Below are 14960 nucleotides of genomic sequence, written 5' to 3'. Positions count from 1 at the left end.
CCCATAGCGTAAGCTAGTAAGATCCCTGAAAGATGATCAGGTTGATAGGTTCGAGGTGGAAGCATGGTGACATGTGGAGCTGACGAATACTAATAGATCGAGGACTTAACCATATAATATGTAGCAAATGTTATCTAGTTTTGAAGGAATATGCCTTCAATAGTTTGGTGATGATGGCAGAGAGGTCACACCCGTTCCCATACCGAACACGGAAGTTAAGCTCTCTAGCGCCGATGGTAGTTGGGACCTTGTCCCTGTGAGAGTAGGACGTCGCCAAGCAAAAACCTAAGTCGATTCGACTTAGGTTTTTTTGTTTTTATTTTTATGTAGAACTTGCTAATGTATATATTTTGATTTGAGTTTACTGGAGTATTATATAAATAGCTATAGGTAAAATAGATCTCTAGAAATATATATTCTAATTCCCTTTCCTTCTTGCATATACTTGCAAATCTTCTTTTGAATATAACTAAAACACGAACGTTATCGAGAACAAATAAAAAAACATTCGATTATTTATTGACATTGTTTATGAAATATTGTTAATATAGCCATAGAAACAATAATATAAGACCTCATATAATCGCGGGGATATGGCCTGCAAGTCTCTACCTAACGACCGTTATTCGTTAGACTATGAGGGAAAGTCACTCGGTATTTTTCTATTCACAAGGGATACGTATGCCTGAGTAGAGCGCTTTCTCTCATAGTAAAAGAGAAACTGTTCTATTTCAGGCTTTTTTTATTTGAATCGGGGGGATTCTAATATGAAATCACTAGTTGGAGTCATAATGGGAAGCACGTCAGACTGGGAAACAATGAAATATGCTTGTGACATTTTAGATGAATTAAATATACCGTATGAGAAAAAAGTTGTATCCGCTCATCGGACTCCGGATTATATGTTTGAATATGCAGAGACGGCTCGTGAACGTGGATTGAAAGTTATTATTGCTGGAGCTGGTGGAGCAGCGCATTTACCAGGAATGGTTGCAGCGAAGACGAATCTTCCTGTAATCGGGGTTCCAGTTCAATCAAAAGCGTTAAACGGCTTAGATTCATTATTATCCATCGTCCAAATGCCAGGAGGGGTTCCAGTTGCAACTGTTGCAATTGGTAAAGCTGGTTCAACAAATGCTGGTTTACTTGCTGCACAAATACTTGGATCATTCCATGATGATATACATGATGCATTAGAATTGAGACGAGAAGCAATTGAAAAAGATGTGCGCGAAGGTAGTGAGCTAGTATGACGAGAATCATTTTACCTGGAAAAACAATCGGTATTATTGGAGGCGGCCAGCTAGGAAGAATGATGGCATTGGCAGCTAAGGAGATGGGATATAAAATTGCTGTTTTAGATCCTACAAAACATTCACCATGTGCACAAGTTGCTGATATTGAAATTGTTGCATCATATGACGATTTAAAAGCAATTCAGCATTTAGCAGAGATCAGTGATGTTGTCACATATGAATTTGAGAATATTGATTATAGATGTTTACAATGGCTTGAAAAACATGCTTACTTACCGCAAGGCAGCCAGTTGTTAAGTAAAACACAAAATCGTTTTACAGAAAAGAATGCAATTGAAAAAGCGGGATTACCAGTAGCAACGTATAGATTGGTTCAAACTCAAGAGCAGCTTACTGAAGCAATCACCGAGTTATCATATCCTTCCGTCTTAAAAACAACGACGGGTGGATATGATGGGAAAGGGCAAGTTGTTTTAAGAAGTGAAGCAGACGTTGAGAAAGCACGAAAGCTTGCGAACGCAGCAGAGTGTATTTTAGAGAAATGGGTGCCTTTTGAAAAAGAAGTATCAGTTATTGTAATTCGTAGTGTAAGTGGTGAAACGAAAGTATTTCCGGTAGCAGAAAATATTCATGTAAATAACATTTTGCATGAATCTATCGTTCCAGCTCGCATTACAGAAGAACTTTCTCAAAAAGCAATTGCTTATGCAAAAGTGCTCGCGGATGAACTAGAACTTGTGGGAACACTAGCGGTAGAGATGTTTGCTACAGCTGATGGTGAGATTTACATTAATGAATTAGCACCAAGACCACACAATTCAGGACACTATACACAGGATGCATGTGAAACGAGTCAATTCGGTCAACATATTCGAGCAATCTGTAATTTACCTCTTGGAGAAACAAATTTGTTAAAACCAGTTGTCATGGTAAACATTTTAGGCGAACATATAGAAGGGGTCCTAAGACAAGTGAATAGATTAACCGGGTGCTATTTACACTTGTATGGAAAAGAAGAAGCAAAAGCGCAGCGAAAAATGGGGCATGTTAATATTTTAAATGATAATATTGAAGTCGCTCTAGAAAAAGCGAAGAGTTTGCATATTTGGGACCATCAAGAACAACTGTTGGAGGGAAAAAGATGATTAGTCGTTATACACGCCCAGAAATGGGTGCAATTTGGACGGAAGAGAACAAATTTAAAGCGTGGTTAGAAGTTGAGATTTTAGCTTGTGAAGCATGGGCTGAGCTTGGCGATATTCCAAAAGAAGATGTTAAAAAAATTCGTGAGCATGCATCATTTGATATTGATCGTATTTATGAAATTGAAAAAGAGACACGTCATGACGTAGTTGCATTCACTCGTGCTGTATCAGAAACACCAGCATTAGGTGAGGAACGTAAATGGGTTCATTACGGTTTAACATCTACAGACGTAGTAGATACAGCATTATCTTACATCTTAAAACAAGCGAATGAAATTATATTAAAAGACTTAGAAAACTTTGTAAGCATTTTGGCTAACAAAGCGAAAGAGCATAAATACACGATCATGATGGGAAGAACACACGGTGTTCATGCAGAACCAACAACATTTGGTTTAAAACTTGGTCTTTGGTATGAAGAAATGAAACGCAACGTAGAGCGTTTCAAACAAGCTGCTGATACAGTTCGCGTGGGTAAATTATCTGGTGCGGTTGGTACATATGCAAATATCGATCCATTCGTAGAAAAGTATGTTTGTGAAAACTTAGGATTAGAAGCAGCACCAATTTCAACACAAACATTGCAACGTGATCGCCATGCTCATTACATGTCAACACTTGCACTAATCGCAACATCTATCGAAAAGATGGCAGTTGAGATCCGTGGTTTACAAAAGAGTGAAACACGTGAAGTTGAGGAAGCTTTCGCAAAAGGCCAAAAAGGTTCTTCTGCAATGCCACATAAGCGTAATCCAATTGGCTCAGAAAATATGACTGGTTTAGCTCGTGTTATCCGCGGTTATATGATGACAGCTTATGAGAATGTTCCATTATGGCATGAGCGTGATATTTCTCACTCTTCGGCAGAACGCGTAATTTTACCAGATGCTACAATCGCGTTAAATTACATGTTAAATCGCTTTGGTAATATCGTTAAAAACTTAACTGTATATCCAGAGAATATGAAACGCAATATGACAAGAACATACGGCTTAATTTATTCTCAGCGCGTAATGCTTACATTAATCGACAAAGGTATGGTGCGTGAAGAAGCTTACGATATCGTACAGCCTAAAGCGATGGAAGCTTGGGAAACACAAGTACAATTTAAAGAGCTTGTAGAAGCTGATGAGCGTATTACAAGCAAGTTAACACAAGAAGAAATTAATGAATGCTTCAACTATGAGCATCATATGCAACACGTTGATACAATCTTTGAACGCCTTGGATTAAACGAAGCGTAAAATTTCATATGGCACAGAATAGAGTCATTCTGTGCCATTCTTTATAAAAACATTATTCACATTTTTCAAACTACAGGGGGCTTGCGAAATGCAAAAGCTAGAATTGCTGTATGAAGGTAAGGCAAAAAGAATTTATCGTACAGAATCAGCAGATATGGTTTGGGTAGAGTACAAAGATAGTGCGACTGCTTTCAATGGGGAGAAAAAAGAGACGATTACAGGAAAAGGTCGTTTGAACAATGAGATTACAACTTTATTGTTCAGAAAGTTACAAGAAGTAGGAATTAAAACACACTTTGTTGAGAAGCTATCTGAAACAGAACAACTTGTTAAAAAAGTGAGTATTATTCCTTTAGAAGTTGTCACAAGAAATGTAATTGCAGGAAGTCTTTCAAAACGATTAGGAATGGAAGAGGGAACTGTACTTGCAGAACCAATCGTAGAATTTTACTTCAAAGATGATGATTTAGGAGATCCGCTTGTAACGGAAGATCATATTCGTGTATTAAACGTTGCATCGCCAGAGCAAGTAAGCGTATTACGAGATATGGCTCTACAAATCAATCAAGTGTTGATTGATCATTTCGCAAGCTGTCGTGTAAGATTAGTAGATTTTAAATTAGAGTTTGGTGTAACGGATGAAGGAGAAATCATTTTAGCAGATGAAATTTCACCAGATACTTGCCGTTTATGGGATGAAACGAGCAATGAAAAGTTTGATAAAGACGTATTCCGTCGTGATCTTGGAAATTTAACAGATGCTTATGAAGAGATTTTAAAACGTTTAGGGGGAATTTCACATGTATAAAGTTAAGGTATATGTAACATTAAGAGAAAGCGTATTAGATCCACAAGGAACAGCAGTAAAAGGAGCACTTCATAGTCTTTCATTCACAGAAGTACAAGATGTTCGAATCGGAAAGTATATGGAATTAACAATTGATAAATCAGTATCTGACCTTGACGCAAAGGTAAAGGAAATGTGTGAAAAACTATTAGCGAACGTTGTAATGGAAGATTTCCGTTATGAAGTTGAGGAGGTTGTCGCACAGTGAAATTTGCAGTAATAGTATTTCCGGGTTCGAACTGTGATGTCGATATGTTCCATGCAATTAAAGATGAGCTTGGCGAAGAAGTAGATTACGTTTGGCACGATACAGAGAATTTAGATGAATATGATGCAATTTTACTACCAGGTGGATTCTCTTACGGTGACTACTTACGCTGCGGTGCTATTTCTCGCTTTGCGAATGCAATGAAAGCAGTGCAAAAAGCTGCTGAGCAAGGCAAGCCGATTTTAGGTGTATGTAATGGATTCCAGATTCTTGTTGAATCAGGATTACTACCAGGAGCATTAATGAGAAACGAAAACTTAAAATTTATGTGCCGAACAGTTCAGTTACGTGTTGAAAATAATGAAACGATGTTTACATCACAATATGAAAAAGATGAAGTAATCAATATTCCAATTGCACATGGTGAGGGGAATTACTATTGTGATGAAGAGACTCTTAAAAGATTAGAAGAGAATAATCAAATCGCATTCCGTTACGTGGAAAACCCGAATGGAAGCGTTTCAGATATTGCTGGTATTGTAAATGAAAAAGGAAATGTACTTGGTATGATGCCACACCCAGAGCGTGCTGTAGATGAATTACTTGGCGGTGCTGAAGGGTTAAAAGTCTTTCAATCTATTTTAAAACAGTGGAGGGAAACATATGTCGTTAATGCTTGAGCCAAATCCAACACAAATTAAAGAAGAGCGTATATATGCGGAAATGGGGCTAACAGACGAAGAGTTTGCCATGGTTGAAAAGATTTTAGGCCGTTTGCCAAATTATACAGAAACAGGATTATTCTCTGTAATGTGGTCTGAACATTGTAGTTATAAAAATTCAAAACCAGTTCTGCGCAAATTCCCAACGACAGGTGAGCGTGTCCTACAAGGACCTGGAGAAGGCGCTGGAATTGTAGATATCGGTGATAATCAAGCGGTTGTATTTAAAATGGAAAGTCATAACCATCCTTCTGCAATTGAGCCATATCAAGGAGCAGCAACAGGCGTTGGTGGTATTATCCGTGACGTATTCTCTATGGGAGCGCGTCCAGTAGCTCTATTAAACTCACTTCGCTTCGGTGAATTACAATCACCACGTGTGAAATATTTATTTGAAGAAGTAGTAGCGGGAATCGCAGGATACGGTAACTGCATTGGTATCCCTACTGTTGGCGGCGAAGTACAATTTGATCCATGTTATGAAGGAAATCCACTTGTAAATGCAATGTGCGTAGGCTTAATTAACCACGAAGACATTAAAAAAGGGCAAGCGCACGGTGCTGGAAATACGGTAATGTACGTAGGAGCATCAACTGGTCGTGACGGTATTCACGGTGCAACATTCGCATCTGAAGAGTTATCTGAAAGCTCGGAAGCGAAGCGTCCAGCAGTTCAAGTAGGAGATCCATTTATGGAGAAACTTCTTATTGAAGCTTGTTTAGAACTTATTCAGTCGGACGCACTTGTTGGAATTCAAGATATGGGAGCTGCCGGTTTAACTTCATCTTCTGCAGAAATGGCGAGTAAAGCAGGTATGGGTATTGAAATGTACTTAGATGATGTACCACAGCGTGAAACTGGAATGACTCCATATGAAATGATGCTATCTGAATCACAAGAGCGTATGTTAATCGTTGTGAAAAAAGGTAGAGAGCAAGAAATAGTAGATTTATTTGAGAAGTATGGTCTTGCAGCCGTTACGATGGGGAAAGTAACGGAAGATAAAATGCTTCGTTTATTCCATAAAGGTGAAATGGTAGCTGAAGTACCAGCGGATGCTCTTGCAGAAGAAGCGCCAATTTATCATAAACCATCAAAAGAAGCAGCATACTTTGCTGAATTCCAGCAGATGAAAATGGAAACACCAAAAATAGAAAATTATAAAGAAACGTTATTCTCTCTATTACAACAACCGACGATTGCAAGTAAAGAGTGGGTATATGATCAATACGATTACCAAGTTCGCACAAGCACAGTTGTTACACCAGGTTCAGATGCAGCAGTTGTACGTGTACGCGGTACAGAAAAAGGATTAGCAATGACGACAGATTGTAACTCTCGCTATATTTATTTAGATCCAGAAGTGGGCGGTAAAATTGCAGTAGCAGAGGCAGCGCGTAATATCGTATGTTCTGGAGGAGAGCCACTTGCAATTACAGATTGCTTAAACTTCGGTAATCCAGAAAAACCAGAAATCTTCTGGCAAATTGAAAAATCAGTAGATGGTATGAGTGAAGCTTGTCGCAAGTTACAAACGCCAGTTATTGGCGGAAACGTATCAATGTATAACGAGCGTAGTGGTGAAGCAGTATATCCAACACCGACAGTTGGGATGGTTGGACTTGTACACGATTTAAAACATGTAACAACACAAGAGTTTAAGCAAGCTGGCGATTTAGTTTACGTAATCGGAGAGACGAAAGCTGAGTTTGGTGGAAGTGAATTACAGAAAATGATCCACGGTAAAATTTTCGGTCAATCACCAAGTATCGATCTAGATGTAGAATTAAAACGTCAAAAACAAGTACTCGAAGCAATTCAAGCTGGCCTTGTTCAATCTGCACATGATGTTGCAGAAGGTGGTTTAGCAGTTGCAATTACTGAAAGTGCAATTGGTGCTAACGGTTTAGGTGCTAATGTGAAATTAGACGGAGAAGCAACAGCTGCATTATTCTCTGAGTCACAATCTCGCTTCGTTATAACTGTAAAGCGTGAAAATAAAGAAGCGTTCGAGAAAGCGGTAGAAGCACTTCAAGTTGGAGAAGTAACAAATACAAATGAAGTAAAAATTCACAATGAAGAAAATGAAGTATTACTTACAGCAAATGTAGATGAAATGAGAAAGGCTTGGAAAGGGGCAATCCCATGCTTGCTGAAATAAAGGGGTTAAATGAAGAATGTGGCGTTTTCGGAATTTGGGGGCATGAAAATGCAGCACAAGTTTCATATTACGGATTGCACAGTTTACAGCACCGTGGGCAAGAAGGCGCAGGCATTGTCGTAAATAATGGGGAAAAAATCGTCGGTCACAAGGGGTTAGGTTTAATATCAGAAGTGTTTTCAAGAGGTGAGCTAGAAGGATTGAACGGAAAATCAGCAATCGGGCATGTACGATACGCAACGGCTGGTGGGAGTGAAGTTGCTAACGTTCAACCATTATTGTTCCGTTTCTCCGATCATAGCATGGCGCTAGCCCATAACGGAAATTTAATTAACGCAAAAATGCTTCGCCGTGAATTAGAGGCAGAGGGAAGTATTTTTCAAACGAGTTCAGATACAGAAGTACTTTTACATCTTATTAAGCGTAGTACGAAAGATTCTTTAATTGAAAGTGTAAAAGAGGCACTAAACAAAGTGAAAGGTGCGTTTGCGTATCTTTTACTAACTGGAAATGAAATGATTGTTGCACTAGATCCGAATGGGTTCCGTCCTCTTTCAATTGGAAAGATGGGGGATGCTTACGTTGTAGCATCAGAAACATGTGCTTTCGATGTAGTAGGTGCAACATACATTCGTGATGTAGAACCAGGTGAATTACTTATCATCAATGATGAAGGAATTCACGTAGATCGTTTTACAAATGAAGTAGATCATGCAATTTGTAGTATGGAGTACATTTACTTTGCACGTCCGGATTCTAATATTGCGGGTATTAACGTCCATGCAGCACGTAAAAACATGGGGAAACGTTTGGCGGCAGAAGCTCCTATTGAAGCTGATGTTGTTACTGGTGTACCAGACTCTAGTATTTCAGCAGCAATTGGTTATGCTGAGGCGACAGGCATTCCATATGAGTTAGGGTTAATTAAAAATCGTTACGTTGGACGTACGTTTATTCAACCTTCGCAAGAACTGCGAGAGCAAGGGGTTAAGATGAAGCTTTCAGCAGTAAGAGGTGTAGTTGAAGGGAAACGAGTTGTTATGATTGACGATTCTATCGTAAGAGGAACAACGAGTAAACGAATTGTTCGTATGCTTCGCGAGGCTGGAGCGACAGAAGTTCACGTAAGAATTGCGTCACCACCTCTGAAATATCCATGCTTCTATGGCATTGATATTCAAACGAGAAAAGAATTAATTGCAGCAAATAATACAGTAGAAGAAATCCGTGAAATGATCGGAGCAGATTCACTAACATTTTTAAGTGAAGATGGATTAGTAGATGCAATTGGACGTCCATATGAAGGGAAATATGGCGGTCTATGTATGGCTTACTTTAATGGGGACTATCCGACAGCTCTTTATGATTATGAGCAAGAGCTTTTAGAAAGCATGAAATAAGAAGAAAACAGCTTCTACATGATTTGATGTAGAAGCTGGCTTCTTTCTGAAAATAGCCTGTCCTGGATGGGGAGAAATTAAAAGACGAGGTGTAGAGAACGATGGCGAATGCATATAAGCAAGCAGGAGTAGATATTGAAGCTGGATATGAAGCGGTATCTCGCATGAAAAAACACGTACAAACAACAATGAGAAAAGAAGTACTAGGTGGTTTAGGCGGTTTTGGAGGTATGTTTGATCTATCAAAATTTGCATTAGAAGAACCTGTATTAGTATCTGGAACAGATGGCGTGGGAACGAAATTGATGCTCGCTTTTATGGCAGATAAACATGACACAATTGGTATTGATGCAGTAGCAATGTGTGTAAATGATATTGTTGTCCAAGGGGCAGAGCCGCTTTTCTTCCTTGATTATATTGCTTGTGGTAAAGCTGAACCTAGTAAAATTGAAAGCATCGTCAAAGGTATATCAGAGGGCTGCCGCCAAGCTGGTTGTGCATTAATTGGTGGAGAAACAGCTGAAATGCCAGGGATGTATTCTACGGAAGAATACGATTTAGCTGGTTTTACAGTTGGAATTGTTGATAAAAAGAAGATTGTAACAGGTGAAAAGATTGAAGCTGGCCACGTATTAATTGGCTTAGCATCTAGCGGCATTCATAGTAACGGTTATTCTTTAGTACGAAAAGTATTGCTAGAAGATGGAGAACTATCCTTGGATCGCATTTACGGACGCTTAGAGCTACCTCTTGGTGAAGAATTATTAAAACCAACGAAAATTTATGTCAAACCTATTTTAGAACTATTGAAGAAACATGAAGTATACGGTATGGCGCATATTACAGGTGGCGGATTCATTGAAAATATTCCACGTATGTTACCAGAAGGAATCGGTGCAGAAATTGAATTAGGATCTTGGAAAATTCAACCGATTTTCAGTTTGCTTCAAGAAGTTGGAAAGCTAGAAGAGAAAGAAATGTTCAATATTTTTAACATGGGTATTGGTATGGTAGTAGCGGTGAAGGAAGAAGATGCAAAAGATGTTGTTCGTCTTCTTGAAGAGCAAGGAGAAACAGCTCGTATTATTGGACGTACTGTACAAGGGGCTGGTGTTACTTTCAATGGGGGCACAGCACTATGAGTAGATTAGCAGTTTTTGCTTCTGGGAGTGGATCTAACTTTCAATCTCTCGTTAATGCGGTAGAAGAAACAAGATTGGATGCAGAAATTAGTTTATTAGTATGTGATAAACCAGAAGCACGCGCTGTGGGACGGGCACATTATCATCATATTCCATGTTTCGCTTTTTCAGCAAAAGCGTATGAGTCAAAAGAAGCATTTGAAAAAGAAATATTAAAGAAGCTAGAAGAATATGAAATTGATTATGTTATTTTAGCTGGCTATATGCGTTTGATCGGGCCGACGTTATTAGACGCATACGGCGGGAAGATTATTAATATTCATCCATCACTACTACCGAGTTTTCCAGGTAAAGATGCTGTTGGTCAAGCGTTAGAAGCAGGTGTGAAAGTAACTGGAGTAACGATTCATTATGTAGATGCAGGTATGGATACAGGGCCAATTATTGCGCAAGAAGCAGTAGTTGTTTCTGAAGGGGATACGAGAGAAAGCTTACAGAAGAAAATTCAACAAGTGGAACATAAATTATACGTAAATACAGTCAATCGAATTGTTCAGTCTGTAAAAGAGCCAACTGTTAACTAACATACAACTAGGGGTGAAGGGTCAATGAAAAAGCGTGCATTAGTAAGTGTTTCAGATAAAACAGGAGTAGTAGAATTTGTTAAAGGTTTACTAGAACAAGGAATCGAAGTTATATCAACAGGTGGTACAAAAAAATTACTAGAAGAAAATGGCTTACAAGTAATCGGTATTTCTGAAGTAACTGGGTTCCCAGAAATTATGGATGGTCGTGTGAAAACATTACATCCAAATATTCATGGTGGTCTATTAGCAGTTCGCGATAATGAAACGCATGTAGCGCAAATGAATGAGTTAGGTATGGAGCCAATTGATTTTGTTGTTGTTAACTTATACCCATTCAAAGAAACAATCGCTAAGCCTGATGTAACATTTGCTGATGCAATTGAAAACATTGATATTGGTGGCCCGACAATGATTCGCTCTGCTGCGAAAAATCACAAATTTGTATCGGTAATTGTAGATCCAGTAGATTACGATGTTGTATTAGCAGAGCTGAAAGAGAACGGTCAAGTAAAAGAGGAAACGAAACGTAAATTAGCAGCGAAAGTATTCCGTCATACAGCAGCATATGATGCGTTAATCTCTAACTACTTAACAGAGCAAATGGGTGAAGAAAGCCCAGAAACATTAACAGTGACATTTGAGAAAAAACAAGATTTACGCTATGGAGAAAATCCACATCAAAAAGCAACATTCTATAAAGCACCATTCGCTGTAACTTCTTCTGTTGCGTACGCAGAACAATTACACGGTAAAGAATTATCTTATAACAATATTAACGATGCAGATGCAGCACTTAGTATCGTGAAAGAATTTACAGAACCAGCAGTAGTAGCGGTAAAACATATGAATCCATGTGGTGTTGGAGTAGGAACTGATATTCATGAAGCATACACACGTGCTTATGAAGCGGATCCAGTATCAATCTTTGGAGGCATTATTGCAGCGAATCGTGAAATCGATAAAGCTACAGCTGAAAAGTTACACGAAATTTTCTTAGAAATTATTATCGCACCTTCTTTCTCAAAAGAGGCTTTAGAAGTGTTGCAAAGTAAGAAAAACTTACGTTTACTAACTGTAAATATTGAAAAAGCGAAAAGTGCAAGCAAAAAACTAACTTCTGTACAAGGTGGTCTTCTCGTTCAAGAGGAAGATACGTTATCATTAGATGAAAGCACAATTTCAATTCCAACAAAACGTGAACCGTCAGAGCAAGAGTGGAAAGATTTAAAACTAGCTTGGAAAGTTGTAAAACATGTGAAATCAAATGCAATTGTTTTAGCGAATGATAACATGACAGTTGGTGTAGGTGCAGGACAGATGAACCGTGTAGGTTCTGCAAAAATCGCAATTACACAAGCTGGCGAAAAGGCACAAGGTAGCGCACTTGCATCTGATGCTTTCTTCCCAATGCCAGATACAGTAGAAGAAGCAGCAAAAGCAGGAATTACAGCAATCATTCAGCCAGGCGGATCAATCCGTGATGAGGATTCTATAAAGATGGCAGATGAGTATGGGATTGCTATGGTGTTCACTGGCGTACGTCATTTCAAACACTAATAGAGGATGTTTAAAAGGTCCGGTCGAGATAACCTCTCTTTTAAACTTTTATTGATATGAAAAGGCAAACTAGGAGCAGAGCTTCTAGTTTGTACTTATTTAAGTATTGGGGGATGAAATATGAATGTTTTAGTAATTGGCCGAGGTGGGCGTGAACATGCTTTAGCTTGGAAGTTTGCACAATCTGCAAAAGTGAAAAAGGTGTATGTAGCACCAGGTAATGAAGGTATGCGAGATGTTGCAACGCCAGTTGATATTGATGAAAATGATTTTGATGCATTAGTCTTATTTGCAAAAGAGAATAATGTGGAGTTAACTTTCGTTGGACCAGAAATTCCACTTATGAATGGAATTGTTGATCGTTTTAAAGAAGAGGGACTTCGTGTATTCGGTCCGAATAAAGCGGCTGCTGTTATTGAAGGTAGTAAAGCTTTTACAAAAGAATTGATGAAAAAATATAATATTCCAACTGCAGCGTACGAAACTTTTACAGACTATGAAGAAGCGGTGAAGTACATTGAAAAAGTTGGTGCACCAATCGTTATTAAAGCAGATGGCCTAGCTGCTGGTAAAGGTGTAACAGTAGCGATGACACTTGACGAGGCATTACAAGCTGCGAAAGAAATGCTACAAGATGTGAAATTCGGTGAAGCGAGCAAGAAGGTCGTTATTGAAGAGTTTTTAGATGGACAAGAATTTTCATTAATGGCATTTGTGAATGGAACAACTGTACATCCGATGGTAATTGCGCAAGATCATAAACGAGCTTTTGATGGTGATAAAGGTCCAAATACAGGTGGAATGGGTGCATATTCTCCAGTACCACAAATTTCGGAATCAGCAGTTCAAGAGGCGATTGAAACGGTGTTACATCCAACTGCTAAAGCGATGATCCAAGAAAACCGATCTTTTACAGGAATTTTATATGCGGGACTTATTTTAACAAATGATGGTCCAAAGGTAATTGAATTTAATGCACGCTTTGGCGATCCTGAAACTGAAGTTGTATTACCACGCTTAGAAAATGATTTAGTGGATGTATGTAACGCTATATTAGATGAAAGTGAGTTAACGTTACAATGGTCAGATGAAGCGGTAATTGGTGTTGTACTTGCTTCGAAAGGATATCCGGAAGCATATAAAAAAGGTGAAATTATTAAAGGATTAGATGCATTGCAAGATGTGATTGTTTTCCATGCGGGTACAGTAATGAAGCATGGTGACTTTGTGACAAACGGTGGCCGTGTACTATTTGTTGCTTGTAAGGCAAATAGTTTACAAGAAGCGAAAGATAAGGTGTATAAAGAAATCAGTAAAATTGAGAGTGATGGTCTATTTTACCGAGGTGATATAGGATATCGTGCAATTGGGCATGAGATGACGAGAAGCTAATATGTGAAAAATCCCGCTGATTTCTCAGCGGGATTTTTATGCATCTTTATCTTTTTTTAATTTACCTTTTTGCTTTGCCATTTCTCGAAGTAAATACTCGATGTGTGCATTGACGCTACGAAACTCATCATTCGCCCATTTTTCGATGACTGCGTGTAATTCAGGATCAATACGTAATGGAAAGCTTTTCTTTTTAGCCATAATGATTTACAACCTTTTAGTATAGGCTTCCTGTATTAATAACTGGTTGCGCACCTTTATCTGAAACGATGGCAACTAATAAGTTGTTTACCATATTCGCTTTACGCTCGTCATCGAGTTCCAGTACGCCTTCCTCATCTAACATATGAATTGAATCTTTTGCCATCTTCACAGCACCTTCAACAATCTCTTTTCTAGCAGCTAATACTGCTTTTGCTTGTTGACGTTGTAACATTGCATGGGCAATTTCTGTTGCATAAGCTAAATGTGTTAAACGAGTTTCTAATACTTCTACGCCAGCGATTTCAAGGCGCGCTTCCAACTCACGTTTTAATTCTTCAGAGACTTCTTCAGTATTTCCGCGTAACGTAATGCAGGTTTCATCTTGGAAATTGTCATAAGGATATTTTGTTGCAACGTGGCGGATTGCCGTTTCACTTTGAATTTCTACAAATCGATCATAATGTTCAACGCCGAACATTGCTTTTGCAGAATCAACAACTTTATATACGATAACAGCTGCAATTTCAATTGGGTTTCCGTCGACATCATTTACTTTTAATTTCTTACTATTAAAGTTTTCAACACGTAACGATACAGTTTGACGGAACGCGAACGGAATCGTTAAAAATAAACCGTTTTGACGAATTGTTCCTAAATAATTACCGAAAAACGTAATGACTTTTGCTTGGTTTGGTTGAACAATACCAATACCTGTAGCAAGAACTGCGGCTAAAATAATAGTTAATGCCGCTCCTATAAAAATTTCTTGTACGAGGAAAAATACACCGATAGCGGCTAAAATCAAAATTCCAATAATCCCAAGAAAACCATTAACATACAATACTTGTTTTTCTTTCATATGATCGCCTCCTGATATAAAAATGATATCACTTTTATATCATTTTAAGCAAGGGGTTTACACCTAATTTTCTGAAATTTATTGATTAGGTCTATTTTAATGTTCAAAATAAGAATGTACGTTCTGTTTTGTGGTAAAATAAAGAAGACTTAACCGCCCACTGCAGCAGCTAAGTC

General features: G+C 38.4%; 14 protein-coding genes, 2 rRNA genes and 1 riboswitch. Of the genes, 14 read left to right on the top strand and 2 right to left on the bottom strand.

Features of this window, described 5'->3' with window-relative positions:
- The 14 genes from CO726_RS15510 to purD all read left to right on the top strand — a co-directional run.
- Positions 1 to 113, top strand: a 23S ribosomal RNA gene (locus tag CO726_RS15510); the annotation flags it as partial.
- Positions 114 to 163: 50 nt separating this feature from the next.
- Positions 164 to 279 (top strand): 5S ribosomal RNA (gene rrf, locus CO726_RS15505).
- A 276-nt stretch (positions 280 to 555) separates the two neighbouring features.
- Positions 556 to 657, top strand: a riboswitch (purine riboswitch).
- A gap of 110 nt (positions 658 to 767) precedes the next feature.
- The gene (gene purE / locus CO726_RS15500) at positions 768 to 1253 is read left to right on the top strand and encodes a 5-(carboxyamino)imidazole ribonucleotide mutase (RefSeq protein WP_000839367.1); all 486 of its coding nucleotides are present in this window, start codon (positions 768 to 770) and stop codon (positions 1251 to 1253) included.
- Positions 1250 to 2401, top strand: coding sequence for a 5-(carboxyamino)imidazole ribonucleotide synthase (gene purK / locus CO726_RS15495; protein WP_098758370.1), 1152 nt, complete (start codon positions 1250 to 1252; stop codon positions 2399 to 2401). The genes purE and purK overlap by 4 nt, the downstream gene beginning before the upstream one ends.
- Positions 2398 to 3705 carry an adenylosuccinate lyase gene (gene purB / locus CO726_RS15490; protein ID WP_000625682.1) on the top strand — a complete coding sequence of 436 codons (1308 nt, stop codon included), beginning with the start codon at positions 2398 to 2400 and terminating at the stop codon, positions 3703 to 3705. Before purK ends, purB begins: the two co-directional genes overlap by 4 nt.
- Before the next feature lie 88 nt (positions 3706 to 3793).
- Positions 3794 to 4513, top strand: a complete 720-nt coding sequence (gene purC, locus CO726_RS15485) for a phosphoribosylaminoimidazolesuccinocarboxamide synthase (RefSeq protein ID WP_001170542.1) — start codon at positions 3794 to 3796, stop codon at positions 4511 to 4513.
- Positions 4506 to 4760 (top strand): phosphoribosylformylglycinamidine synthase subunit PurS, encoded by a 255-nt coding sequence (gene purS / locus CO726_RS15480; protein ID WP_000278820.1) that lies wholly within the window; start codon positions 4506 to 4508, stop codon positions 4758 to 4760. The genes purC and purS overlap by 8 nt, the downstream gene beginning before the upstream one ends.
- Positions 4757 to 5440: a phosphoribosylformylglycinamidine synthase subunit PurQ gene (gene purQ / locus CO726_RS15475; protein WP_048375606.1), complete on the top strand. Its 684-nt coding sequence runs from the start codon at positions 4757 to 4759 to the stop codon at positions 5438 to 5440. The genes purS and purQ overlap by 4 nt, the downstream gene beginning before the upstream one ends.
- Positions 5424 to 7643 (top strand): phosphoribosylformylglycinamidine synthase II, encoded by a 2220-nt coding sequence (gene purL / locus CO726_RS15470; RefSeq protein ID WP_099684862.1) that lies wholly within the window; start codon positions 5424 to 5426, stop codon positions 7641 to 7643. The genes purQ and purL overlap by 17 nt, the downstream gene beginning before the upstream one ends.
- Positions 7628 to 9043: an amidophosphoribosyltransferase gene (gene purF / locus CO726_RS15465; RefSeq protein ID WP_000879031.1), complete on the top strand. Its 1416-nt coding sequence runs from the start codon at positions 7628 to 7630 to the stop codon at positions 9041 to 9043. Before purL ends, purF begins: the two co-directional genes overlap by 16 nt.
- A 101-nt stretch (positions 9044 to 9144) precedes the next feature.
- Complete coding sequence (purM, locus tag CO726_RS15460) at positions 9145 to 10185, top strand: phosphoribosylformylglycinamidine cyclo-ligase (RefSeq protein WP_099684861.1); 1041 nt, start codon at positions 9145 to 9147, stop codon at positions 10183 to 10185.
- Positions 10182 to 10769, top strand: a complete 588-nt coding sequence (gene purN / locus CO726_RS15455; protein WP_098758374.1) for a phosphoribosylglycinamide formyltransferase — start codon at positions 10182 to 10184, stop codon at positions 10767 to 10769. The genes purM and purN overlap by 4 nt, the downstream gene beginning before the upstream one ends.
- Positions 10770 to 10793: 24 nt before the next feature.
- Entirely contained in the window at positions 10794 to 12329 is a 1536-nt protein-coding gene (gene purH, locus CO726_RS15450) for a bifunctional phosphoribosylaminoimidazolecarboxamide formyltransferase/IMP cyclohydrolase (protein WP_099684860.1), read from the top strand.
- 120 nt (positions 12330 to 12449) lie between these two features.
- Entirely contained in the window at positions 12450 to 13721 is a 1272-nt protein-coding gene (gene purD / locus CO726_RS15445) for a phosphoribosylamine--glycine ligase (protein ID WP_099684859.1), read from the top strand.
- 36 nt (positions 13722 to 13757) lie between these two features.
- On the opposite strand, the gene CO726_RS15440 is transcribed toward purD, so the two are convergent.
- Positions 13758 to 13922, bottom strand: a complete 165-nt coding sequence (locus CO726_RS15440; protein WP_001085171.1) for a type II toxin-antitoxin system antitoxin — start codon at positions 13920 to 13922, stop codon at positions 13758 to 13760.
- A gap of 16 nt (positions 13923 to 13938) precedes the next feature.
- Complete coding sequence (locus CO726_RS15435; RefSeq protein ID WP_099684858.1) at positions 13939 to 14784, bottom strand: SPFH domain-containing protein; 846 nt, start codon at positions 14782 to 14784, stop codon at positions 13939 to 13941.
- Positions 14785 to 14960: the final 176 nt, after the last annotated feature.

It is taken from the genome of Bacillus fungorum, from assembly GCF_002746455.1.
Taxonomy (GTDB): Bacteria; Bacillota; Bacilli; order Bacillales; family Bacillaceae_G; genus Bacillus_A; species Bacillus_A fungorum.
The sequence above is the reverse complement of the archived record's forward strand: the minus strand, read 5'-3'. Positions and strand labels throughout refer to the sequence as shown.

What these genes read in the sequence shown, in the direction of transcription:
- CO726_RS15435 (WP_099684858.1), bottom strand. Translation starts at nt 14,784, where the DNA reads ATGAAAGAAAAACAAGTATTGTATGTTAATGGTTTTCTTGGGATTATT.
- purC (WP_001170542.1), top strand. Translation starts at nt 3,794, where the DNA reads ATGCAAAAGCTAGAATTGCTGTATGAAGGTAAGGCAAAAAGAATTTAT.
- purD (WP_099684859.1), top strand. Translation starts at nt 12,450, where the DNA reads ATGAATGTTTTAGTAATTGGCCGAGGTGGGCGTGAACATGCTTTAGCT.
- purB (WP_000625682.1), top strand. Translation starts at nt 2,398, where the DNA reads ATGATTAGTCGTTATACACGCCCAGAAATGGGTGCAATTTGGACGGAA.
- purS (WP_000278820.1), top strand. Translation starts at nt 4,506, where the DNA reads ATGTATAAAGTTAAGGTATATGTAACATTAAGAGAAAGCGTATTAGAT.
- purK (WP_098758370.1), top strand. Translation starts at nt 1,250, where the DNA reads ATGACGAGAATCATTTTACCTGGAAAAACAATCGGTATTATTGGAGGC.
- purH (WP_099684860.1), top strand. Translation starts at nt 10,794, where the DNA reads ATGAAAAAGCGTGCATTAGTAAGTGTTTCAGATAAAACAGGAGTAGTA.
- purE (WP_000839367.1), top strand. Translation starts at nt 768, where the DNA reads ATGAAATCACTAGTTGGAGTCATAATGGGAAGCACGTCAGACTGGGAA.
- purL (WP_099684862.1), top strand. Translation starts at nt 5,424, where the DNA reads ATGTCGTTAATGCTTGAGCCAAATCCAACACAAATTAAAGAAGAGCGT.
- purM (WP_099684861.1), top strand. Translation starts at nt 9,145, where the DNA reads ATGGCGAATGCATATAAGCAAGCAGGAGTAGATATTGAAGCTGGATAT.
- purF (WP_000879031.1), top strand. Translation starts at nt 7,628, where the DNA reads ATGCTTGCTGAAATAAAGGGGTTAAATGAAGAATGTGGCGTTTTCGGA.
- CO726_RS15440 (WP_001085171.1), bottom strand. Translation starts at nt 13,922, where the DNA reads ATGGCTAAAAAGAAAAGCTTTCCATTACGTATTGATCCTGAATTACAC.
- purN (WP_098758374.1), top strand. Translation starts at nt 10,182, where the DNA reads ATGAGTAGATTAGCAGTTTTTGCTTCTGGGAGTGGATCTAACTTTCAA.